This is a genomic window from Corallococcus sp. AB011P, assembly GCF_003611605.1.
GTDB classification, from domain to species: domain Bacteria; phylum Myxococcota; class Myxococcia; order Myxococcales; family Myxococcaceae; genus Corallococcus; species Corallococcus coralloides.
Genome location: NZ_RAVX01000005.1, coordinates 225,819 through 248,803 on the forward strand (window position 1 = coordinate 225,819; position 22,985 = coordinate 248,803).

Genomic DNA, 22,985 nt, shown 5'->3' on the forward strand with positions numbered 1-22,985 from the left:
CGGGCGGTTGGCGTGAAGCAGGGGGCCGGGCGGGAGGGGTGGACTTTGACGGCGGGTGCCGTGCTTGCCATCGTTCCGCCCCTGTGCGTCCACTGTCCGTCCGTGCCCTGCTCGTCGTGCTGCTGTTGCCCCTGACCGGCCTCGCTGGCCCTGGGGCCGCGTCCAAGAAGGCCCAGAGCCGCGCGGAGGCGGACACCGTGCTCGCCCAGGTGGCCAACGGCGCCGCCGTGCCCCCCGCCACGTCGCGCCTGCGCTTCCTGCGCGAGGAGGCCTACGCTGCCGAGGAGATTGGCCCACTGCTGCGCACCACCTACGAGGAGCGCACCCGCCGCAACCTCGTGGCGCTGCTGGCGTCGCTGGGCGCGCGCACGGGTGAGGCCACGCTGGTGAAGCTGGCGTCGGACGGCGACAGCACCGTGCGCATGTACGCGGCGCAGGGGCTGGCCCGGCTGGGCAGCCGCAACACCGCCGCCGTGCTGCCGCTGCTCCAGGACAAGAGCAGCGGCGTGCGCCGCGAGGCCGCGCGGGCCCTGGGGGCGTCCAAGAACCCGAAGATGGGCAAGCCGCTGATGGCCGCCGCGAAGGACGAGCCGGAGCTGGAGGTCCGCGCGGCGCTGCTGGAGGCCGCGGGCGCGACCGGTGACGCGAAGCAGAAGGCCGCGCTCAAGGCGTACCTGGACAGCGACTCGGAGAGCACGCGCTTCGCCGCGGCCCGGGGCCTGTGCCGGCTGGGCGCCCCGGAGGGCTTCGCCTTCGCGCAGAAGCTTTTGGGCAACACGGACAAGTTCGTGCGCCGCCAGGGGCTGGTGCTCTTCGAGGGCGTGCCGGCGAAGAAGGCCAGCCCCGTGCTGTCGCCGCTCCTGAAGGACGCGGACCGCACCCTGGCCGCCACCGCCGCCCGCCTGCTGCACCAGGGCGGCGATGCCGCGTCGCTGGACTGGCTGGTGCTCGCGTCGTGGAACGCCAAGGGCGAGGAGAAGCTTGTCTACGAGAAGGAGCTGGAGACGCTCCAGCTCGCGGACGACCGGCGCAAGGCCATCCTGCGCAAGGCCGGGGTGGCGCCGTGAGCGCGTGGGGTGTCTGCGCGCTCGCGCTCTTGTCCCAGGCTCCCGCGAAGAACCCGGCCCCGCCGGCCGTGCCCCCGGCGCGCGCGGTGCCCGCGTCGCTCACCGCGCCCACGAATCCGGCCGCCCCGGTGGCTCCGCCCGTGCGGGAGAACGGCTGGAGCGCGCTCACGCCCGAGCAGCGCGCGGCCCTCATCGCCGACAAGGCCGGGTCCCCGCTGGCGGAGCGCCTCCTGGGCATGAGCGAGAAGTTCCTCAACACGCCCTATGTCCTGTCGCCGCTGGGCGAAGGGCAGGGCGTGGACCCCGACCCCACCTTCCGCCTGGACGCGGTGGACTGCCTCACCTTCGTGGAGGAGACGCTGGCCCTGGGCCTGGCGAAGGGCGAGCCGGAGGTGCCGGCGCTGCTGGAGCGGATCCGCTACGCGAGCACGCCCACCTACGAGGACCGCAACCACCTGATGGAAGCGCAGTGGCTGCCCAACAACATCAAGAAGGGCCTGCTGGTGGACGTGACGCGCAAGTACGCGAAGGCGGACACCGTCTCCGTCACCAAGACGCTCACCGCGCACACCTGGCAGTCGAAGTCGTCCATGGCGCTGCAATTGCCCCGCGAGCGCCAGCCCGTGGGCACCTTCACCCTGGACATGATTCCGTTGGACAAGGTGCTCGAGCACGCGCGCGGCGTGGACTCCGGCACCATCCTCGTCGTGATGCGCGAGGACCTGCCGCTGAAGGCCACGCGCATCACCCACCTGGGCTTCGTGGTGCAGAAGAAGAAGCGCACGTACCTGCGCCACGCGTCCAGGGGCGGCTACAACCGCGTGGTGGACGAGGACCTGGAGACGTTCCTCGCCCGCAACGCGCGCTACGACAAGTGGCGGGTGACGGGCGTGAGCCTCTTCGAGGCCCGGCGTCCGCCCGCCACGCTCGCGTCCCAGCCCGCGCCCACCCAAGGCAGCGCGGACGTGGGCACGCCCTGAGCGCAGCAGGCCGCTAGTTCGCCGGGGGCGCGCTGTTGTCGGCCGACGCCTGGCGCGCCCGCTCGTCCTCGAGCTCCTCTTCCTCCGCCGCGCGGCCGGCCTCGTCCGCGTAGGTGCGTGCCTCGATCTTCTCCTCTTCCAGGAGCAGGGCGGCGCGGGCCTGCTCGGTGTCCGGCACCAGCAGCTCCCACCAGGGCAGCAGGTTGCCCGTGGTCAGCTCGTCCACCACGCCCGAGCGGCCGGGGCGCACGATGAGCGGGATGCGGTGCTCCTCCAGCACGTCCACGAAGACCTGGGCTGTCACGGGATCGTCCGCGACGCCCGCCCTCACGAAGCGGCGTTGATCCAGCTCATGGGGCAGGGGCAGCCCCCGCTCGTGCATCTCCTCGGCGGACACGAGCGGTGGGTGGTTGGGGCAATCCGTGCAGTCCACGACACTGTCTTGATACTCCGAGCCACACCGTGCGCAGTACCTCATGGGGCCCTCCTGGGCGATGGCTGGAATGTTAGGAACGGCTCGCGCGGATGGCAGGCTGTGCGCCGCGCGAATTTCCGTCAGTGCCGCGCCGCGTCTCCCAGCTCGCCCACCATGCGGCTCAGGCGCTCCACGTCGATGGGCTTGCGCAACACGGCATCGCAGTAGTCCGCGCCCTCCACCTGCGCGTAGCCGGAGACCAGGACGACGCGGGCCCTGGGCTCGCGCTCCTTCACCTGCTGCGCCAGCTCCGTGCCGTTCATTCCGGGCAGGGATTCATCCGTCACGACGACGTCGGGGTGCGTGGCCTCGAACGCCTTCAGGCCCGCCACCCCGTCCGACGCGGTGGTGACCTCGAAGTCGTCCTCCAGGAGCTCCGCCAGGAGCTCGCGGCTGTCCCCGTCGTCCTCTACCAGCAGGACCTTGATTCGCTCGCCATCCATGCGACTAGAGCAACCCGGTGCCGCGCGGGATTCGTCCAACGCGTCCCGGGCGCGGTGACGTCCGGCTGGCTGCTTCGGGGGAGGGCAGGCGGGAAGGCTTGCGACAGCCCCTCACGGGCGGGCGGGGGACTGCCCATGTTTGTGCCCGGAGGTGAATCCATGAAGGTGCAGCTGCGGGGAGTGCATCTGGGGCTGACGGACAACCTGAAGCAGTACGTGGACACGCATCTGGTGGCGCATATCGAACGGTTCGCCGAGGACGAGGCGTCGGAGATCGAAATCGCGCTCGTGGACATCAACGGGCCCAAGGGAGGCGTGGACAAGGAGTGCCGGGTGACGGTGCGCATGCCCGGCCTGGAAGCCGTGCACGTGACGGAGACGTCGGAGACGCTGTTCCAGGCCATCGACGCAACGCGTGACCGGCTGGAGAGGGCCGTCAAGCGCGCGGTGGAGCGCCGTCGCCAGGGCATGGGGAACAGCGGCATGCCGTTCGACCTCAACGCGGACGCGACGAACTACTAGGCGACCGGCCGTAGCGGGCGTGACAGACCGAAGGGCCCGGGAATTCCGGATGCCAGCCAGGCATCCGGCCCCCGGGTTCCTTCGGGCCAGTTCCTTGCTGGGGTCGAACGGTGGACGCTATAAGCGGACCCCTCACCCCTGGGCTAAAGGACGGCGATGGTCCGCCTCAAGTTCCTGCTGTTCGCACTCCTGGTCCTCGGACTGGGCCTGGCTCACCTCCCGACGCTGTCGGCGCCTCAGGGTGCTCGCGCGGTGGAAGGTGCGTCACTCCAGGCCGCGTCGGGCACCGGCGAGGTCGCGCGTCGCGTGGATGCACGCCGCGCGGAAGTGCAATCCCTGGCGCTGAAGCTCGCCGGCAGCCCCCAGGTGGCCGCCGCCGTGCGCGCGCTGACGCCCGCGCCCGCGCCGAAGTCTCCGCGCGACCGCTACGGCGCGAAGGACTCGGAGGAGCCGGCCGGGCTGCTGCCGCTCACCGCGGAGCGCTTCGGCGCGCTGCGCACCGCCGCGGAAGCCGGTCTGCCCCAGGAGCTCCAGGGCGCGGTGGTGGCGGTGGTGGCCGGCGACGCGGTCTTCCACGCGCGCGCGGGCGCCGAGCCTTCCTCGGACACCGCGGCGCTGGATGTCGCGGCGCTCGCCAAGGCGGGCACGTCCGTGGTGGACGCCTTCGGGGCGCCGCACGTGTTCGCGTCCGTGCCGCTCGCGTGGGGCGGTGAGGGGACTCCTGCTCCGGCGGTGACGCTGGTGGTGGGCGCGCCCCTGGCCGCGGATGCCGCGCTGCAGGGCGCGCTGGATGCGTCCGGCGCGGCCGCGGTGGGGCTCGTGCAGGGCGACAAGGTGGTGGGCGGCGTGGGCGCGGAGAAGGCGCGGCTGGAGGGCGCGCTGCCCCGGCTGACGGCGGGTGCGAAGGACACGGTGCTGGAGTCGGGTTCGCTCCAGGCGCTGGGCCCGGTGCAGCTGCCCGTCTTCACCCGTGGCGACGCGATGGGCGGCCAGGCGCCGCTGTTCGTGGGCTCGCGCCAGGCGCTGGCGGGCACGCCGTATGAAGTCCTGGTCCTCGCGGGCACGGCGGCGACGCTGGCTCCGCTGGCCGCGTACCAGCACACCGCGCTGCTCGCGCTCGCGGGCCTGTTCGTGCTGAGCCTGGTGTGGACGGCGCTGATGGGCGGGGGCAAGAAGGCCTCCGAAGAGGAGACCGTGTCGGGCGGTTCGGACACGCTGGGCTGGGGTGCGGCGATGGCCGCGCAGCAGTCCGCGCCCGCCGCGCAGCCCGTGGCCAACACGTCGCCGCCGGCTCCTGCCGCCGTGGCGCCCGTGGCCGGTGATTTGTTCGGGTCGAGCGCTCCCGCGGAGCCCCTGTCCAACCCGTTCGGGTCGGCCGCGCACGCGGAGCCCTTGTCCAACCCGTTCGCCTCGGCCGCTGCTCCCGCGGATCCGTTCTCGGGCGCGGACGCGTTCCCCTTCCCGGGCACCCCGGCTCCGGCCGCGGATCCATTCGCGATGCCTCCTCCCCAGGCCGCCGCGGCGTTGGCGGATCCGTTCGCGATGCCTCCTCCCCATGCAGCCGCGCCGTCGCCGTTCGGGGCGCCGCCTCCGGCCGCCGCGCCGCTGGCGGATCCGTTCGCCGGGGTGGAGTCGTTCCCGTTCCCGTCTCCGCCCGCGGCCTATCCGCCTCCGGCCGCGGAGCCGTTCGCGCCGCCTCCGGCGTACGCACAGGGGGGCGCGATGCCCTTCGAGCACCCGGCCGAGCCCATTGCCCCGGCGGCGCCGCGTCACGCCGCGTTCGCCTTCGAGGATCAGCCCACGGCGGCGTACTCGCTCCAGCAGGCGGCCAATCCGTTCGCGCTGGCGGCGGCGCAGTCCTCCGATCCGGAGTCCCCGGAGACGACGCGCGTGGCGGCGATTCCGCGCGAGCTGCTCCAGGCCAGCACCCGGCCCACGTCGGAGGCCATCCCGATGCCGGCTCCGCGCTCCAACGCGGTGCCGCTGCCCATGCCGGGCAGCAACGGCGCGGCGGCGGCGGCGCTGTCGGAGGAGCAGCACTTCCAGGACGTCTTCCGCGAGTTCGTCACCACGCGTGAGCGCTGCGGTGAGCAGGCGGACGGCCTGACGTACGACAAGTTCGTGCAGAAGCTGCGCAAGAACAAGGAGCAGCTCGTCACGAAGTACGCGTGCAAGACGGTGCGCTTCCAGGTCTACGTGAAGGAGGGCAAGGCCGCCCTCAAGGCGACGCCCGTCAAGGACTGACGGCCGCGCGCCACCGTTTGGTGCCCGAAGGCCCGGGACCTCTTCCACGAGGTGCCGGGCCTTCTTGCTTGGGGCATTCGTCCGTCAGCTCGCGCGGGGGAGCACGACGCTGAAGCGGGCGCCCTGGCCCGGCTCTCCGCCCACCTCCAGGCGGCCGCCGTGCTCTTGGAGGATGCGCGCGGCGATGGCGAGCCCCAGGCCGGTGCCTCCGTCCTTGGTGGTGAAGTAGGGCTCGAAGATGCGGGCGCGGTGCTCCAGGGGGATGCCGGGGCCTTCGTCCTCCACCTCGATGATGGCGTCCGCGTCGGTGCCCTTCACGCGCACGCGCAGCGCGCCGCCCTTGCCCGTCATGGCTTCTTCCGCGTTCTTCACCAGGTTGACGAGCACCTGGGTGAGCTGGTCGCGGTCCGCGCGGGCCACCACGCCCGTCTGGAGCGCGGGCACCAGCTGGATGCCTTCGGGGGGCGCGGCGTACAGCGACAGGACGCCCTGGGCCAGCTCGCCCAGGTCCACCGGGGCGAGCTGGGGCTTGGGCAGGCGCGCGAAGCGGCTGAACTCGTCCACGATGCGCCGCAGCCGCTCCACCTCCTCCAGCACCACGCCCGCGCTCTCCTTGAAGAGGGTGGGGAAGCTGGGGTGGCGCGCCTCGTGCGCGGCCAGCAGCGTCTCCAGCGACATGCGGATGGGGGTGAGGGGGTTCTTGATTTCGTGCGCCAGCCGCCGGGCGACCTCCTGCCACGCGGCGATGCGCTCGGTGGCCATCAGCCGCTCGGTGGTGTTCTTCAGCTCGGACGTCATGTGGTTGAACGTCCGGACCAGCTCGCCCACCTCGCCGGTGGCGCGGGCCGTCACCTGGACGTCCAGCGCGCCTTCCGCCACGCGGCGGGCGCCGGAGGTGAGGGCCTCCACGGGCCGCGTCATCCAGCGCGACACCAGGAGGCCCAGGAGCGCGGCGAAGCCCAGGCCCAGGCCGGCGAGGAGGAGGAACGCGCGCATGACGCCCTCTTCGGCTTCGCGCGCGGCGGCGCGGCTGAAGGTGAGGCGCACGGAGGCCACGTTGCCCAGGGGCAGCACCTGCTCCACGGTGGGCGGGGCGGCGCTGCCCGCGTGCGCGACCTGGGTGCCGCCGGACAGGAGCGTCACGTCGGATTGGGTGAGACGGGCCAGGTGCTGGGCCAGGCCGTCGTCCAGCACCACGCCGCCCACGGCCCACAGGCGCACGTCGCCGTAGTCCACGGGGCGCGCGGTGACGATCGCGGGGACCTGGCGCAGGCCCGCGTCGCCCCGCACGTCCACGCGCACGGGCACGGGCCTGGAGGACTTCTCCTTCGTCACGGCGAAGAGGGCGGGGTCCGGGTCGCCGCGCCGGGCGGGCAGGTGGCCGGAGGACAGCACGGTGCCGTTGCGGTCGAAGAGCGTGAGCACGGTGAGGCCGCGGCTCTTCATCAGGCCCTCGGCGGTGTTGGCCTGGATGACGCGCAGGGGGGCGGTGCGCGCGTCGCGCACGAGGTCCTCCATGGCGGGGCTCTCCACCAGCTCCTCGACGGCGCGGCGCGCGTTGGCGGCGGAGCGCTCCAGGGACTCCTGCGCGGAGGCGGTGGCGGCGGTCATGCGCGCGTCGAGTTCGCGCGACAGCGTGTCGCGCAGGCGCGTCAGCGTCAGGGGAACGACGACCGCCAGCGGCACCAGCGCGAGCAGGGCGAAGGCGAGCGCGAGCCGGGCCCTCAGGCGCATGCGGGCCGGTCCTTCCTGGGGGCTGCCGCGTGGGTGGGGCTCATGGCCGGCCTCCGCCTCCCGAAGTACACGCGACGGCAGGCCCTGGGCACTGCATGCGCAACCACGCAGGCAGGGCTCATGGCCGGCCTCCGCCGCCCGAAGTACACGCGACGGCAGGCCCTGGGCACTGCATGCGCAACCACGCAGGCAGGGCTCATGGCCGGCCTCCGCCGCCCGAAGCCTCGACGGGGGCGAGCCACGTGCCTTCGAGCACGGGCAGGCCCTGGGCATCCAGCACCAGCCCCGTCACCTCCGGCGTCGCGCGCAGGGCGAGTCCCTGGGCGTACAGCGGGATGAGGGGCACGGAGGGCGCGAGCGCCAGGGCCCGTTCGCGGCTTCGCGCATCCCGGGCTCCGGCGTCCATCAGGGCCCCGATGGGCGGCAGCTCCACGCCGAGCAGGTCGCGGCGGCCGCCGGCTTCCAGCACCACCGCCAGCGCGGGACCGGGAACGGGCGGGAGCAGGAACGCGCTGAGCATCAGCTCGAAGTCGCCCTTCGCCTGACGGCTTCGCAGCGCGGCGCGCGACTGGGGCTCCAGCGCGACGGTGTAGCCCTGGTCGTGCAGCTTCACCTGGATGCGCTCGGCCACGGCGCGTTGATCCGCCAGCGCGGCGTCATAGACGAGCGTCACCTTGCGGGTCGCGCTCGCCGGCGGTGCATTGGGCCGGGGCTTGGGCCCCTGGGGCATCAACGCGGGCGGCAGCAGGTTCGCCATGGGCACCGCCGGGCCCCTCACGAACAGCCGCGTGAGGTCCTCGCGGTCGATGGCGCTCTCCACTGCCTGGCGGAAGTCCACGGGCACCTTCCGGGGCGAGTACGCCAGATAGGTCGCGTACAGCGCGGCGCCCGTGAGGGTGTTGTCGTCGGACGGTGTGCCCAGCGCCACCTGCACCTGCCGCGCGGTCCACAGCCGCGCGAGGCCCCGCTCATCCGTGGCGGTGAGCGCCAGCCGATCCAGGTACGGACGGCCTTCGGGCCAGGTGGCCTGGGCCTCCAGCACGCCCCGGCCCGCGGCGCTGAACGGTCCCGACGTGGGCGACGGCGGCGTCGCGAGGGCAGGGTGGCACAGCGAGCGCTCCAGGTCGGGCCAGGGAAACGCCAGCGCCAGGTCCAGCGTGGCGCCCGTGGACGCCACCTGACGGCCATCGCCGCGCAGGGGATACAGGAGCGCGCGGTACGGAGACGGCGACTCCGTGGAGGACAGCCGCGTCCACGCACGGGCCATGGCGGTCGCGCTGGCCGCGGAGGGCATCGCCACGCGCAGGGCCTGCGGCACGGGACGCGACAGCTCGCGTGCCAGCGTCGGGTGCACCTGTCCGCTGGCATCCACGCGGCACACGGACCGCGTCAGCAGGCCCAGCAGCGCGGCCTCCATGGGCGTGTCCGCGAGCGCGGGCTCACCGATTTCAGGGGGCCCCGCGTGCGCCACCCGCAGCTCGCCGCCGTAGCGCGGACGGCTGGCAGCCAGTGCCGGAGTGGAGGTCAAAAGCACGAGGCCCGCGAGGGCGGAGCGGATCATCGCGGTGCCCTCCCGTTGATATCGCGGTGCCGCCGCTGCTTCGCCGTGCCCCTGCCGAGGAGAAGCGGAATGGCTCGTCTGCCTCACCAGGACTTCGTGGCGCTTGTGATCCTTCATCACGGTGCACCCTGGCGCAGGAGGAACAGCTCGCTCGTGCCGTCCGGCTTCCACGAACCCACGACGACTTCGCGGCGCTTGTCGCCATCCAGGTCCGCCGTCACCACGTACAGCGCCCGGCCCGGCGGGAGCGCTCCCTGCCACAGGGGCTCGTGCGCCATCGGCGCGTCGGAGCTCAACGACAGCACCCGGAGCGTGTCCGGCGACGGCTGGAGCTGCGGTGACGTGGTGAGCAACTCCGGCACCCCGTCCCCATCCAGGTCTCCCAGCGCGCTGCCCGCACCCAGCCCGGACACCTTCAGCGGCGCGGACGCGGGACGCGTGTAGAGCGACGCCGTGCTGTCCGCGTGCACGAACAACATGCGCGGCGCCGCGAAGCTCGCCGTGCCGAAGGGCGCGGGCACCGTGAGGCTCCGTCCGTCCGCCAGCCGGACCTCCGGCGCGAACACCGTCTGCCCCGGCACGAACGCCCCGCGCTCCGCCGTCCCCAGCGGCGCGGCGTCCAGTGTCCCCGACGGACGCAGCGTCCCCTTCGCCTTGTCCAGCACCAGCACCTCGCCGCGCGCATACCGCGTGCTCCAGGCCGCCAGTCGCGGCGGCCCCGTCAGCACCGCCAGCGCTCCGAAGGGCTCGCGCGTCGTCGCCGTGGCCGCCGCCCCTTCCAGCTCCCGCCGCGCGAGCACCCGACCGTCCGCGCCGAACACCACCACCTCGTGCTCGGTGAGCGCGGCCACTTCATCGCGGCCATCACCATCCAGGTCCCCCGCCGCCAGCGCGCCCAGCGGCGTCTCCAGCCTGGCGAACACCGCGCCCAGCAGCCGCACCGGCCTCCGCTGCTGTGGACCCGGTCCGGTCACTCCCGACGACGGCGTCCCCACCGCCGCCAGCGCCAGCACCGCGGCATCGGCCTCCACGCCCTCGGCCACGGCGGCGGCGGGCTTGGGCGGACGCGTGGGCGTGCGGCCGGACCAGAAGTTCACCCACGTGCCCAGCACGTCACCCCGCGCCACCAGCTCGCCGCCCTCCACGTCGAGCGTGAGCCGCGCCAGCGAGCGGGCTCCCTGTTCGCGGGCGGCGGCCTCGGCGCGCTCGGGCGGAGCGTCCAGCACCACCGGCCCCAGGTTCATCGCGGAGAGCCGGGCGGCGAGCAGCGTCCCGAACGCCCGGCGCAGCTCGGGAGAGCTTCCGGACAGGGAGAGGGCCACGGGCGCCTCCGCGGGGGCGCCGCGGATGGCGTCGGCCACGGCCAGGGCCAGCCGGGCGGAGGCGGGGGGCGCGCTTTCGTCCGACTCCGCGAAGGCGGGCAGGGCGAACGCGAGCGCGAGGACCAGCGGAAGGAGCGAGCGACTCACAGCCCCCTTTTGCCACCTTCCTCCAGGAAGTAGTTGTCCGGCGTCACCTGTCCGGGCGGCGGGGCCTCGGCGGTGGGCTGGGTGCCCTCCAGGTAGGGCTCCATCCGGCCCGGAACGGCGTTGCCCGCGAGCAGCCCGGTGACAGGGTCGATGCGCACCTGGGTGACACCCGGCGGCACGTCGAAGTCGCGCGCGGGCAGGCCCTCCTCCGCCACCCGCATGAAGTTGAGCCAGATGGGCAGCGCGGCCCGGCCGCCCGTCTCACTGCTGCCCAGGGGCGAGTTGTCATCGAAGCCCACCCACGCGCTGGCCACCCAGTCCATCGTGTAGCCGTTGAACCACGTGTCCTTGGACTCGTTGGTGGTGCCCGTCTTGCCCGCGGCGGGCCGGTTCAGCTCCCGCACCGCGCGCGCCGAGCCGTCCTCCACCACGCTGCGCATCAGCGACGTCGTGAGGTACGCCACCGCCGGAGGCAGCGTCTCCTCGAAGGCCGGCTGGTGCTCCTCCAGCACCGTGCCCTTCGCGTCGCGCACGCGCAGGAGCGTCAGCGGCTCCGCGTAGCGGCCGTTGGCCTGGAGCGTGGCGTACGCGTTGACGGCCTCCAGCATCGTCACCTCACCGGTGCCCAGGGCCAGCGTGAGGTTCTCCGGCAGCGCGGAGCGGACGCCCGCCCGGCGCGCGAAGTCGATGGCGGTCGCGGGGGTGATCGACTCGATGAGCCGCACGGACACCGTGTTCTTCGACTTGCTCAGCGCCGTGCGCAGCGTCATGGGGCCCTCGAAGCGCCCGTCGAAGTTCTTGGGCCGCCACGTCTTGCCCGTGTACGGGTCGCGGATGGACTCCGGCGCGTCATTCACCGTGGAGAGCGGGGTGAAGCGGCCACTGGCCAGCGCCGCGCCGTAGATGAAGGGCTTGAACGACGAACCCGGCTGCCGCTTCGCCTGCGTGGCGCGGTTGAACGACGAGCGCTCCGCGTCATAGCCGCCCACCATGGCCACCACGTTGCGGTTGGCCGGGTTGATGACCACGAGCCCGCCCTGCACCACGGGCACCTGATCCAACGAGGCCTCCACGAAGGCCGGCGCCGGAGGGGCCTTGAGCACGCGCACGAACACCAGCTCCCCGGGCGTGAACACGTCCGAGATGTCCTTGGGCGCCTTCTTGCCCTTCTGCCGCGCCCAGGTGGCGGACACGAAGGACACCTCCGCGGTGCGGCCCACCAGGTCCACGCGCGCCACGTTGCGCTTCGTGTCCACCTCCGTGACGTAGCCGGTGAGGCGCAGCCCCTCCTCCATCGGCTTGAGGAGGACCTGACCCGCGCGTGTACGCTCCGGCGACTGGGCCTCCTCTTCCTCCGAGTCCGGGTCCGCGGCCAGGGCGGCGGGGCGCTGCTCCTCGGCGCCTTCCACCTCCTGCGTGGTGGGCGTCTTCGCCGGAGCCGCGGCGGCGAGCGGCTGGGCGAGCGGCGCCAGGTCCGCGACGTAGCCCTGGTCCTTCTGCCGGCGGCCGGCCTCCTCGATGCGCTGGACGATGAGCTCGCGGTAGCGCTTCCACTGCGCCTCCTCCAGCTTGCCCTGCGCGCCCCGGTAGCCCTGGCGCCGGTCCACGGCCTCCAGGCCGTCACGCACGGCCTGCTCGGCGGTGGCCTGGAGCTTGGGCACCAGCGCGATGTCCACGCGCAGGCCGCCCTCCATCACCGTCTTCTCGCCGTAGCGTTCAATCAGCGTGCGGCGGATCTCCTCCGCGTAGTAGGCGCCCGCGCTGACCGTCTTGCGCGGCGCGAGCACGATGGGCTTCTCCTTCTCCGCGTCCACCACCGCGCGCGGCACGAAGCCCTGTCCGGCCATCTGCTCCAGCACGTAGCGCTGGCGCGCCTTGGCGCGGGTGATGTTCGCCACCGGGTTGATGCGGTGGGGAGACTGCACGGTGCCCGCGAGCACGGCGGCCTCGCCCACGGTCAGGTCCTTGGCGTGCTTGCCGAAGTAGTAGAGCGCCGCCTCCTCCAGCCCGTAGCGGCGCTGCCCGAAGTACACGCCGTTGATGTAGAGGCTGAGGATCTGATCCTTGGTGAGCGCCTGCTCCAGGCGCGGGGTGAGGATCCACTCGCGGATTTTGCGGCCCAGGCTGCGCTCCGGCGTGAGCAGCATGTTCTTCACGACCTGCTGCGTGAGCGTGGACGCGCCGGACTTGCGGCTGCCGGGGATGAGGTTCTTCACGCCCGCGCGCAGGATGCCGAAGGGGTCCAGGCCCTCGTGCTTGTAGAAGTCCGCGTCCTCGGCGGCGAGGAACGCGTTGCGCACGTGCGCGGGCAGGTCCTCCATGCGGACGAGCGTGCGGCGCTCCAGCGCGTACTCCGCGCAGAGCGAGCCGTCCGCGCACGTCACCTTCGTCACCTGCGGCGGCTGGTAGTTGCGCAGCGACTCCACGGACGGCAGGTCGCGGCTGAAGTAGACGTAGGTGCCCACGCACACGCCGATGACGAGCACCAGCCCTACGGCGCCCAGCACCAGGAGCCGCTTCGTCCAGCGCCACAGCGCGGCGCCGAAGCCACCCTTCTGGGGCGGCGGGGCTCCGGTCGGGGCCGGGGGGAGGGGCTCGGGAGAAGGAGGCATCGGTCGGGCCGGAGTCATGACGCTCGTGAAGGCGGGGTGAAGGGCTGAAGGTTAGACCGGGGGGCGGGCGGGGTGAACCCGCCCGGGCCATCCCCCCGGGAACGGCGCTGTTTCCTGGCCGCCCGCCCTACGGCGCGACGGGCGGGAGCGGCTCCGGCAGGGCAGGACCCGCCGGGTCGGCCCGGGCCACGCGGCCCACCCGCTCCGCGTTGACGCGGGCCTGCACGTAGCGGGGCGACAGCCGGGTGGCGGCGGCGTAGGCGGCGCGGGCCTCCTCCAGCCGGCCCAGGCGCTCGCAGGCCACGCCCAGGTTGTTCTGCACGTAGGCCACGTGCGGCAGGAGGCTGGCGGCCTGGGTGAGGACCTCCACGGCGCGCGCGTTGTCGTTGGCGCGCAGGTAGGCGAAGCCCAGGTTGTTGAGCGCGTGGCCGTGCTCGGGGTCCAGGTGCACCGCCTGCTGGAAGCGCAGGATGGCGGAGGTGAGCTCATGGGCGCCCAGGTGCGCGCGGCCGAGCACCTGGTACACCTCCGCGTCCTCCGGGTCGCGCAGGAGCGCCTCCTCGCCCACGCGGACGGCGTCCGGGAAGCGGCCCTCCGACACCAGCAGCCGCGCCTGCTGCACCAGCGCCCCCGCGTCATGGGGCTCCGCCTGCCCCAGCCGGGCGTACGCGTCGACGGCGAGCTGCGTGTCCCCGGCCAGCCGGGCCGTGCGCGCCAGCTGCGCCAGGGCGTCCGTGGCGCCCGGGTCGTCGTGCAGCGCGCGGCGCAGCTCCGTCACGGCGCCGGACACGTCCCCCAGCTCGCGCAGGCCCAGGGCGCGGGCCACGTGGTCCACCCGGCGGGCGTGCGTGTGCGGCAGCGCCAGGGCGTCACCGGGGACGGGGGCGTCGGTGGGTGCCTCCGCCGGGGCGGCCTCGTCCACGAGGCGCGGGGCGGCCATCAGCGAGGGCGCGTGGCCCGGGGCCTCCAGGGGCAGGGTGGGAGCGGCGGTGACAGGGGGCTGTCCCGCGCGGGCCTCCATGGCGTGGGAGAGCCAGGGCTTGAGCAGGCGGGGCAGGGGGACGTCCTCCCAGGCGGCGAGCCCCAGGGCGGCGAGCGCGGCGGGGATGAGGGCCTTGCGAAGCGCGGGCGGCACGGTGAAGCGCCGGGAGGAGGCGGAGCGACGGGACCGGGTGCGCGTCTTCGGGTTCATGGCAATCCCCTATTGCGACCGGTGTGCCAACGGATTTCCCCTCGGGAGGCCGGCGGGTGTGTCCCTGGGGCCACAGGCCCGAGGGGAAAAGCGTGGCAGGGGCGTGGGCCGCGTGCGACGGTCCGCGGCGCATGCGAATCGCGACCTGGAACGTGAACTCGGTAAGGGCTCGGCAGCAGCGGTTGGTCAACTGGCTGAAGAGCGCCCAGCCAGACGTGCTGTGCCTGCAGGAGCTCAAGTGCACCGACGCGGACTTCCCCTTCGACGCGGTGAAGGAGGCGGGCTACTTCGCCGCGGTGCACGGGCAGAAGACGTACAACGGCGTGGCCATCCTGGCGAAGACGGAGCCCACGGATGTCATCCGGGGCCTGTCGGACGGGGTGGATGACACGCACGCGCGCTTCATCTCCGCGACGGTGAATGGCATCCGCGTGGTGAGCGCGTACGCGCCCAACGGGCAGCAGGTGGACTCGCCCGCGTACGTCTACAAGCTGGAGTGGTACCGGCGGCTGCGCAACTACCTGGACACGCGCCACAAGCCGGACGACCTGGTGGTGATGGGCGGGGATTGGAACATCGCGCCGGACCCCATCGACGTGTACGACGTGGCGCAGTGGGAAGGGCAGACGCTCTTCACGTTGCGCGAGCGGGACGCGCTGCAGCAGGTGTGTGCCTTTGGGCTGACGGACGCGTTCCGCAAGCTGTACCCGGACGTGCAGAAGTTCTCCTGGTGGGACTACCGGATGCTGATGTTCCCCAAGAACAAGGGCGTGCGAATCGACCACCTGTTCCTCACGGCGCCGCTGGTGCCCCGGCTCACGGCATGTGACGTGGACCGCGAGGAGCGCAAGGGACAGCAGCCGTCGGACCACGCGCCGGTGTGGCTGGAGTTGAAGGACTGAGTAGAGTCGGAGGCATGTCCGTCCTCCGACTTGAATGCACGAAGTGCGACCAGACGTATGCGCCGGGCAAGGTGTGGAACCTGTGCACGGCGTGTCAGGCGCCGCTGTTCGTCCGCTACGACCTGGAGCGCGCGGCGAAGACGTTGCGCAAGGAAGCGCTGCCTGGACGTGAGCGCTCCATGTGGCGCTACCACGAGGTGCTCCCGGTGGATGACCCGGCGCAGCGCCTGACGCTGGGCGAGGGCTTTACGCCGCTGCTCCCCGCGCCCCGGCTGGGTTCATGGCTGGGATTGCAGCGGGTCTGGGTGAAGGACGAGAGCGGCAACCCGACGGGCTCCTTCAAGGCGCGAGGCCTGTCCGCCGCGGTGTCCATGGCGAAGGTGCTGGGCGCGAAGGCGGTGTGCCTGCCTTCCGCGGGGAACGCGGGCAGCGCGCTGGCGGCGTACGCGGCGCGGGGCGGGCTGGAGGCGCACGTCTTCGTGCCGAAGGACATCGCGTCGCTGTTCCTGATGGAGACGCGGGCGTACGGCGCGCACGTGGAAACAGTGGACGGCCTCATCTCCGACGCGGGCCGGGTGTGCGCGGGGCTGGCGAAGGAGCATGGCTGGTACGAGTGCGCCACGCTGAAGGAGCCCTACCGGGTCGAGGGCAAGAAGACGATGGGCTACGAGCTGGCGGAGCAGCTCGGGTGGACGCTGCCGGACGTCATCCTGTACCCGACGGGCGGGGGCACGGGGCTCATCGGGATGTGGAAGGCCTTCGACGAGATGGAGGCGATGGGGCTGATTGATTCGAAGCGGCCCCGGATGGTGGCGGTGCAGGCGGAAGGCTGCGCGCCCATCGTGAAGGCGCACGCGGAAGGAAAGCCGGACGCGCCCATGTGGCAGGGCGCGACGACGCATGCGCACGGCCTGCGGGTGCCCAAGGCATTGGGGGACTTCCTCATCCTGCGTGCGGTGAAGGACAGCCACGGCACGGCGGTGTCGGTGACGGAGGAGGAGACCGTCCAGGGCACGAAGGACGCAGCCGCGGCGGAAGGGCTGTTCATGGCGCCGGAAGGCGGCGCGTGCGTGGCGGCGCTCAAGAAGCTTCAGTCCGCCGGGGACGTGAAGCCGGAGGAGACAGTGGTCGTGTTCAACACGGGCACGGGCTTCAAGTACGTGGAGAACATGGCGCCGCTGTGGTGAGCGCCCGACGGATGAGGGTCTCCGCGCTCGTCGTCTCCCTGCTGCTGACAGGTTGCGCGTCCGCTCCCTTGCCCGCGCTGGAGGACTGGAGCGCGGCGGAGGACGACGCCTGCGAAGGTCACGACCGGTGCGTGGCACTGGTCTGTGCGGATGAACTCTGCGGGCTCTATCACTGCGAGGACACCGGTGTGTTGCTGGCGCGAGGAGGCATCCGGCCTCCCGTGTCGTCAGCCGCTCCCGGTTCAGGTCCCCGGCGCAATTGGGGCAGCGCTCAGTCGCTCCCGGGTGACCGAGAAGCCATCTTCGTCATCCGTTGGTACAACCATCCCGCGCCTCCTCCGCCACCGGATGGCAGGAGGCCTTCCGGCTCGGGATGGGTCAAGCATCATCTCTTTCCGCAGGCAGAGGACCTCGAGCTGTTCTTCCGACGACAGGGGAAAATCAACGTGCACGACTTCACGATGATCATTCCTCGCGCGGAGCACGTGCGGCTGCACGGCGTTGGAGGACGTGGTGGCCCCTGGAATCAGGCGTGGCGAGATTTCGCTCGCAACAACATCAATGCGACTCCGAAGGAGATCCAGGATCAATTGGCTCGGATGATCGTTGACTTCAACATCATGGGTCCCATTGTTCCCTACGATCAGCTGCGCTAGCCGCCGGGAGGGACCGTGAGGTTCTTTGAAGTGAACGCTGCGGAAGGTCCTCGCTTCACTGGCTTCATCAATGGAGCGCACCGGTGGGGATTGCCGGGAGGACTGTGTCCCGTGTGTCAGTCCAGTCCAGGGGGACTGGGGGAGGCCTACCCCTCCGTGGATCTTTCGGGCTGGGCCCACCGGCAGGAACTCGTGGAAGCAAGGCAGGAACCTCTCGAGGAGTATGAGCGACTGCGAGAGCTGCTCCGGCCCCAGGTGCCCTTCGAGGCGCCATTGCGTCCAGGGGCCGAATTCGGACCCCTTACAGGAAAAGCCTCGGGCAAATGGAGCGCACTCGACCTCCCGAGTCCCTGGACCCTGGTGATGCGGAGCGAGATCGTGGACGTGCTGCGTGATGCAGGCATCGCCCTTCGCGCGAGCAAGATGGACCTGCGCTTTCGGAGCAAGGTCGAGGTGGAGCTGCGGGAGGTCGAGATCCATTGCCGAGGGCGACTGCACGACAGCTGCTTCCCGGGCGGACGGGAACGGCCCTGCGAACGGTGCGGGCGGCAAGGAGGCAGTTATCCAGACGCCCCCATCCTCGACGGGAGCACCCTGACCGGCGACCTGGACCTGTTCCGGCTGACCGACTACACGACCATCATCATCGCCACGGAGCGCTTCGTGGACGCCGTGAACCGCTTCGGATTCGAAGGCGTCGTGTTCAAGGAACTCCCCGTCCTCTGACCTACGGTGCCACGTCCAGTCGCGTCCAATCCGCGGCGACCTGGAGCTCCAGCACGCCGTCCTCGAAACGGTGTGCCTGGGCTCCCGTCACCTTCCGCACGGACGTCAACCCATACACCCGAATCGTCTCCTCCGTCCGTGCCCTCGCGAGCGCCCCCGTCTGGCTCCGCTCCAACCGCAACACCCCCGCTGTCACTCCGCCGCGCAGCTCCGTGAGCCGTGACTCGCCGTATCCGTCTCCCGCGTCCTCGTAGAGCCGGCCGTATATCTCCGGCGCCGCGTGCACGTGCCACTCCAGGTGCTTCCAGTTCGCGTCCGTGGTGTGCATCGCGGGCCGTGTCAGCGTCACCGCGCCTCCCGCGCGCAGCCACACCGGCACCGTGTCCAGCGGCCCATCCGCGATGACGTGCCGTCCTCCCTCGCGCACCTCCCCCGTGCGCTCCAGCCCCGGCCACTCCAACCACGCACCCGCTGGCAGGTACGCCAGCCGCTTCGTCTGTCCGGGCCGCACCACCGGCGCCACCAGCAGGTCCCTTCCGAACAAGAACTGATCAAACGCGCCCGCCGCCTCCGCGTCCCCGGGCGCCTCCATCAACAGCGGCCTCAGCGGCGCAATCCCTGTCTCCGACGCTTCGTGCATCAGCGTGTACAGCGTGGGCAGCAGCCGGTACCGCCGCTCCAGCGCCGCTCGCGCCAGCGTCAGGTAGGGCTCTCCGAACCGCCACGGTTCCTGCGGCGACGTTCCCTTGCCCGCGTGGTTGCGCATCAGCGGGTAGAACGTGCCCGTCTGCATCCAGCGCACCAGCAGCTCGCCGTTCGCCCGGCCGATGAAGCCCGGGATGTCCACCCCCGTGTGCGCCACCGCCGCCAGGCCCAATCCCATCAACATGGGCAGCGATGTCTCCAACTGCGTCCAGTGGCTGGAGTTGTCCCCCGTCCACACCGCCGAGTACCGCTGGATGCCCGCGAACCCCGCCCGCGTCAGCAGGAACGGCCGGGCCTCCGGACGCAGCTCGCGCAAGCCTTCGAACGCGCCCTTCGCCATGCCCAGCGCGTAGACGTTGTGCACCTCCAGGTGCCGCTTCTCCCCGTGACGCGCGTCGTACGGCAGCGTCTTGCCCTCCACCTGGCCAATGCCTTCCGCGCGCTCGCTCGTCAGCGTGAGGATGCCCACGTCCGGCTGCACCCCGAAACACGACGGCTCGTTCATGTCGTTCCAGAACCCCGCCATGCCCAGCGTCACGAAGTCGCGATGCAGGCCTCCCCACCAGCGCTGCACCTCCGGCCGCGTCAGGTCCGGGAACACCGCAGGCTTGGGCCACACCTCGCCCACCAGCACACCGCCCCGGCCGTAGCGCACCAGGTAGTCGCGCGCCTTCGCGTCCTCGTACACGCCCCAGCCCGGCTCCAGCTTCAAGGCCGGGTCGATGATGGGCACCAGCCGCACGCCCTGCGCCGCCGCCTCGCGCACCAGTCCGGCAGGGTCCGGGTAGCGTGCGCTGTCCCAGGTCCAGACCTTGTACCCATCCATGTAATCGATATCGAGATACACGCAGTCCAGCGGCAGGTTCCGCTGCCGGTAGCCCTGGATGACGCCCCGGATGTCTTGCGCGTTCTCATAGCCCCAGCGGCTCTGCTGCGCGCCCAGGCTCCACAGCGGGGGCAGGGGAGGCCGCCCCGTCAACGCCGCGTACCTGCGCACCACGTCCGCCGGCCCCGGCCCCGCGAAGAGGTAGCAGTCCAGCTCCGGCCCCCATGACTCCCACGCCACCCGTGACGCATCCGCGAGCGCCACGTCCACCTCCGAGCGCCAGGACTCGTCCAGGAAGAACCCCCACGCCACGCCGTCGCGCAGGCCCACGAAGAACGGGATGGACTGGTAGAGCGGATCCGTGTCCGGGTGGTGCGGCACCACGTCCGTGTTCCAGAACGTGAAGTGCATGCCGCGCTTGTCCAGCGGCCCCACCTTCTCTCCGAACCCCAGATAGCGCTCCCCCTCTGGCGCCCGCAGCTTCAGCCGCGCGCGGTGCCGGCTCATCGGATACGCGGCCTGCACCTCACCGGACACGTCCACGCAGCGCGCCAGCTCCCGCCCCTGCGCGTCCTGGAAGCGCCACGTCCCCGACTCCGTGTCCACCTCCAGGGACATGCCCTCCGCCGTCACCCGCGCGCGCTCGCCGTCGCGCTCGACCTTCAAGGGGTGGCCTCCCTCGGTGATGACGGACCAGGACCGCTTGCCGGGCAGCTCGGGATGGAGGAAGCCGATCTCCGACGACACCGGCGCGTGCCTCAGCCGCAGCACCCCGGGCAGCGGACACGACACCTCCAGGACGGCGTGCCGGCCGGACAGGCGCAGCCGGTGGGGTTCGACGTGGGCGTCAGTGACGTGCATGCCTCGCAATCTAGGGAGCGCGCGAGGCCCGCACCCGCCTTTCCTTCCGGGCCCGTGCGATGCTGTCCACTGTCATGACGCCGCCCCCTGATCCGCTGCCCTTCCCGGACAGCCTCTGCCACCGCTGCGCCGCGCCGCCTCGCTACGTCCAGACGCGGACCACCACCTTCATCATGTGTCCGCTCCTGCCCCAGAAGTACGCGCCCCAGCCCGTGCGCGCGTGCTCGCTGTTCCGTCCCCGCGAGCCCGGCGCCACACCCGCGTAAGCCCCCTTCGGCTCCGAAGCCGAGCAGGCAGCGGGGCGGCAGAGGCTATTCCCCACGAGGCATCCGTACCTTTGTCACAAGCAAAGGAGCCTTGATGGCCAGCCGTCGCAAGACCCACGCCGCCCCCCGGCGCAAGCACGCCGCGCGCAAGAGCCACGCGTCCGCCAGCGCCAGCAGCCGCTATACGAACCCCGCGCTGCGCGAGCGCCTCAAGAAGCGCATCATGAAGAGCGACAAGGGCGGTCGCGCGGGCCAATGGAGCGCGCGCAAGGCCCAGCTCCTCGCCGCTGAATACAAGAAGGCCGGCGGCGGCTACCGGGGGGCTCGCGGCACCTCGCAGCGCCACCTGTCCTCCTGGACGAAGGAGAAGTGGGGCACCCAGGACGGCGGCACCCGCGCCCGCCATGGCCGCACCACCGCGCGCTACCTGCCCAAGGAGGCCTGGGCCCACCTGAGCCCGGCGCAGAAGAAGGCCACCGAGCGACGCAAGCGCACAGGCTCCCGGGCGGGCCGCCAGTTCGTCGCCAACACGCCCGCCGCACGCCGGGCGAGGAAGCAGGCCACGAAGCGCTAGCCCGCGGCCCCGGGTCCTTCGTTCATTCCGGAGGCGTGCGACAGGTCCCGCCAGGAAGGCTCGCGCTCGTGGCATAGAGTGCGGACCTCCTGGAGGCGGGAAGCTCACACGCCCGGAGGAGACGGGGAGGACTTCATGGACTGCGACTGGCTCATCATCGGCTCGGGGTTTGGCGGCAGCGTCAGCGCGTTGCGGCTCGTCGAGAAGGGCTATCGCGTGGTGATGCTGGAGAAGGGCCGGCGCCTCCAGGGCCAGGACTTCCCCAAGTCCAACTGGAACCTGAAGCGCTGGCTGTGGATGCCGCGGCTCGGGTGGCGCGGCCTCTTCAAGATGACCTTCTTCCGCCACGTCACCGTGCTGTCCGGCGTCGGCGTGGGCGGCGGCTCGCTCGTCTACGCCAACACGCTGCCCATCCCACGGGACGACTTCTTCGACGCCGCCTCCTGGGGCCACCTGGCGCCGTGGAAGGAGGAGCTCGCGCCGCACTACGCGACCGCGCGCCGCATGCTGGGCGCCACCGTCAACCCGCTCAACACGTTCCCCGATCAGGTCCTGCGGGAAGTGGGAGAGGACCTGGGCCGCCCCGACTTCCAGTCCACCACCGTGGCCGTCTACTTCGGCGAGCCCGGCGTCACCGTGAAGGACCCCTACTTCGGCGGCGAGGGCCCGGACCGCACCGGCTGCAACGCGTGCGGCGGCTGCATGCTGGGCTGCCGCAACAACGCCAAGAACACGCTCGACAAGAACTACCTCTACTTCGCGGAGAAGAAGGGCCTCACCCTCCACGCGGACACGGAGGTGACGTGGGTGCGCCCCCTCCCCGGCGGTGACGGCTACGAGGTGACGGCGAAGCAGGGCACCGGCTTCTTCAAGAAGACGCGCCGCTTCACCGCGAAGCACGTCATCTTCGCGGGCGGCGTGCTGGGCACCATGGACCTGTTGCTCAAGCTCAAGGACGCGCCGGACGGCCTGCCGAACCTCTCCGAGCGCGTGGGCGATGGCGTGCGCACCAACTCCGAGGCGCTCATCGGCGTCATCAGCGGCAAGAAGCAGAAGGACCGCGACCTGTCCCGGGGCATCGCCATCGGGTCCATCCTCCACACCGACGAGCACTCGCACCTGGAGCCCGTGCGCTACCCGGCCGGTTCCGGCTTCTTCCGCCTGCTCATGGCCCCCCACGTCCCCGGCGCCACCGCGTGGACGCGCGTGGCCCGGCTGGTGGGGCTGCTCGCGCGCCGGCCCCTGCGCTTCCTCCAGGCCTTTTTCGTCCCGGACTTCGCGCGCCGCACGATGATCCTCCTGTACATGCGCACTATGGAGGGCCACCTGCGCATGCGCCGCGGCCGCGCGCTCACCACAGGCTTCCGCTCCGGCCTCACCACCGGCCTGCAGGCGGGCCCCGCGCCCACCGCGAACATGCCGGAGGCCTTCGACCTGGCGAAGCGCGTGTCCGACAAGCTGGATGGCTACCCCATGACCATGGTCAGCGAAACGCTCATGGGCATCCCGACCACCGCGCACATCCTGGGCGGCGCGTGCATGGGGGACTCGCCAGCGACAGGCGCCATCGACGCACGCCACCGCTTGTATGGCTATGACGGGCTGTACGTGGTGGATGGCGCGGCCATCTCCGCCAACCCGGGCGTCAATCCCTCGCTCACCATCGCCGCGCTCGCCGAGCGCGCCATGACCTTCATCCCCGCCGCCCGGGAGCTGCCCCGGGGCGACACGGACGCCACGCTCGAAACACCTGCCCGCACCCACGCCGCGGTCTCCTGACACACGCCCGCAGGGCGTGTACGCGGATGCCCCCTGTGCCCCCTTGGGACCTGGGGGCGGGCACCATTGGTCAGACGTGAGCGCCGGACTCGTACTCCGGTCCTGCGCTCCGCGTGTTCGGTGGACGCGGGAATGGCCTGCTTGTCATTGTTGGCTGTGAATGCACGGGATGGCGCCACCCCGGCGCTGTCCCCGCACCGCCGG

19 protein-coding genes are annotated in these 22,985 nt (G+C 71.9%); 11 read left to right on the plus strand and 8 right to left on the minus strand.

Translation table 11 applies throughout. The features are described from left to right. Positions 1 to 83: 83 nt before the first annotated feature. A complete protein-coding gene (locus D7X30_RS16750; RefSeq protein ID WP_233591606.1) occupies positions 84 to 1,067 on the plus strand; it encodes a HEAT repeat domain-containing protein in 984 nt (327 codons plus the stop codon). Further along, positions 1,064 to 2,047: an N-acetylmuramoyl-L-alanine amidase-like domain-containing protein gene (locus D7X30_RS16755; RefSeq protein ID WP_120563938.1), complete on the plus strand. Its 984-nt coding sequence runs from the start codon at positions 1,064 to 1,066 to the stop codon at positions 2,045 to 2,047. The genes D7X30_RS16750 and D7X30_RS16755 overlap by 4 nt, the downstream gene beginning before the upstream one ends. Positions 2,048 to 2,060: 13 nt before the next feature. On the opposite strand, the gene D7X30_RS16760 is transcribed toward D7X30_RS16755, so the two are convergent. Both D7X30_RS16760 and D7X30_RS16765 read right to left on the minus strand, forming a co-directional pair. After that, positions 2,061 to 2,525, minus strand: coding sequence for a hypothetical protein (locus D7X30_RS16760; RefSeq protein ID WP_120563939.1), 465 nt, complete (start codon positions 2,523 to 2,525; stop codon positions 2,061 to 2,063). Between the two features lie 77 nt (positions 2,526 to 2,602). After that, positions 2,603 to 2,965, minus strand: a complete 363-nt coding sequence (locus D7X30_RS16765) for a response regulator (protein WP_014395148.1) — start codon at positions 2,963 to 2,965, stop codon at positions 2,603 to 2,605. A 159-nt stretch (positions 2,966 to 3,124) separates the two neighbouring features. Here D7X30_RS16765 and hpf point away from each other — a divergent pair, with 159 nt between their 5' ends. Both hpf and D7X30_RS16775 read left to right on the plus strand, forming a co-directional pair. Beyond that, on the plus strand, positions 3,125 to 3,487 hold the full coding sequence (hpf, locus tag D7X30_RS16770) for a ribosome hibernation-promoting factor, HPF/YfiA family (RefSeq protein WP_120563940.1): 363 nt from the start codon (positions 3,125 to 3,127) through the stop codon (positions 3,485 to 3,487). A gap of 156 nt (positions 3,488 to 3,643) precedes the next feature. Continuing rightward, entirely contained in the window at positions 3,644 to 5,731 is a 2,088-nt protein-coding gene (locus D7X30_RS16775; protein WP_120563941.1) for an MXAN_5187 family protein, read from the plus strand. 84 nt (positions 5,732 to 5,815) lie between these two features. Here the strand turns inward: D7X30_RS16775 and D7X30_RS16780 are convergent, their stop codons facing one another. The 5 genes from D7X30_RS16780 to D7X30_RS16800 form a co-directional block, all read right to left on the minus strand. After that, the gene (locus tag D7X30_RS16780; protein ID WP_120563942.1) at positions 5,816 to 7,465 is read right to left on the minus strand and encodes an ATP-binding protein; all 1,650 of its coding nucleotides are present in this window, start codon (positions 7,463 to 7,465) and stop codon (positions 5,816 to 5,818) included. A gap of 196 nt (positions 7,466 to 7,661) precedes the next feature. Beyond that, complete coding sequence (locus tag D7X30_RS16785; protein WP_120563943.1) at positions 7,662 to 9,026, minus strand: ABC transporter substrate-binding protein; 1,365 nt, start codon at positions 9,024 to 9,026, stop codon at positions 7,662 to 7,664. A 116-nt stretch (positions 9,027 to 9,142) separates the two neighbouring features. Next, a complete protein-coding gene (locus D7X30_RS16790) occupies positions 9,143 to 10,495 on the minus strand; it encodes a VCBS repeat-containing protein (protein ID WP_120563944.1) in 1,353 nt (450 codons plus the stop codon). Further along, positions 10,492 to 13,107, minus strand: a complete 2,616-nt coding sequence (locus D7X30_RS16795; RefSeq protein WP_233591607.1) for a penicillin-binding protein 1A — start codon at positions 13,105 to 13,107, stop codon at positions 10,492 to 10,494. The genes D7X30_RS16790 and D7X30_RS16795 overlap by 4 nt, the downstream gene beginning before the upstream one ends. 127 nt (positions 13,108 to 13,234) lie before the next feature. Continuing rightward, positions 13,235 to 14,299, minus strand: a complete 1,065-nt coding sequence (locus tag D7X30_RS16800) for a lipopolysaccharide assembly protein LapB (protein WP_120563945.1) — start codon at positions 14,297 to 14,299, stop codon at positions 13,235 to 13,237. A gap of 131 nt (positions 14,300 to 14,430) precedes the next feature. Here D7X30_RS16800 and xth point away from each other — a divergent pair, with 131 nt between their 5' ends. From xth to D7X30_RS16820, 4 genes are read left to right on the plus strand one after another with little or no spacing between them, the layout of a single operon-like run. Next, on the plus strand, positions 14,431 to 15,201 hold the full coding sequence (gene xth / locus D7X30_RS16805; RefSeq protein WP_120563946.1) for an exodeoxyribonuclease III: 771 nt from the start codon (positions 14,431 to 14,433) through the stop codon (positions 15,199 to 15,201). 14 nt (positions 15,202 to 15,215) lie between these two features. Then, complete coding sequence (locus tag D7X30_RS16810; RefSeq protein WP_120563947.1) at positions 15,216 to 16,388, plus strand: threonine synthase; 1,173 nt, start codon at positions 15,216 to 15,218, stop codon at positions 16,386 to 16,388. 11 nt (positions 16,389 to 16,399) lie between these two features. Further along, entirely contained in the window at positions 16,400 to 17,044 is a 645-nt protein-coding gene (locus D7X30_RS16815; protein WP_120563948.1) for a TIGR02269 family lipoprotein, read from the plus strand. Between the two features lie 30 nt (positions 17,045 to 17,074). Then, entirely contained in the window at positions 17,075 to 17,770 is a 696-nt protein-coding gene (locus D7X30_RS16820; RefSeq protein ID WP_233591630.1) for a double-CXXCG motif protein, read from the plus strand. Position 17,771: 1 nt separating this feature from the next. Here D7X30_RS16820 and D7X30_RS16825 read toward each other — a convergent pair whose 3' ends face one another. Beyond that, the gene (locus D7X30_RS16825; protein ID WP_120564179.1) at positions 17,772 to 20,162 is read right to left on the minus strand and encodes a glycoside hydrolase family 31 protein; all 2,391 of its coding nucleotides are present in this window, start codon (positions 20,160 to 20,162) and stop codon (positions 17,772 to 17,774) included. A 74-nt stretch (positions 20,163 to 20,236) separates the two neighbouring features. Here D7X30_RS16825 and D7X30_RS16830 point away from each other — a divergent pair, with 74 nt between their 5' ends. From D7X30_RS16830 to D7X30_RS16840, 3 genes are all read left to right on the plus strand, one after another. Next, positions 20,237 to 20,428: a hypothetical protein gene (locus D7X30_RS16830; RefSeq protein WP_233591609.1), complete on the plus strand. Its 192-nt coding sequence runs from the start codon at positions 20,237 to 20,239 to the stop codon at positions 20,426 to 20,428. Between the two features lie 94 nt (positions 20,429 to 20,522). Then, on the plus strand, positions 20,523 to 21,002 hold the full coding sequence (locus D7X30_RS16835; RefSeq protein WP_120563951.1) for a hypothetical protein: 480 nt from the start codon (positions 20,523 to 20,525) through the stop codon (positions 21,000 to 21,002). Between the two features lie 135 nt (positions 21,003 to 21,137). Then, positions 21,138 to 22,781, plus strand: a complete 1,644-nt coding sequence (locus D7X30_RS16840; RefSeq protein ID WP_120563952.1) for a GMC family oxidoreductase — start codon at positions 21,138 to 21,140, stop codon at positions 22,779 to 22,781. Positions 22,782 to 22,985: the final 204 nt, after the last annotated feature.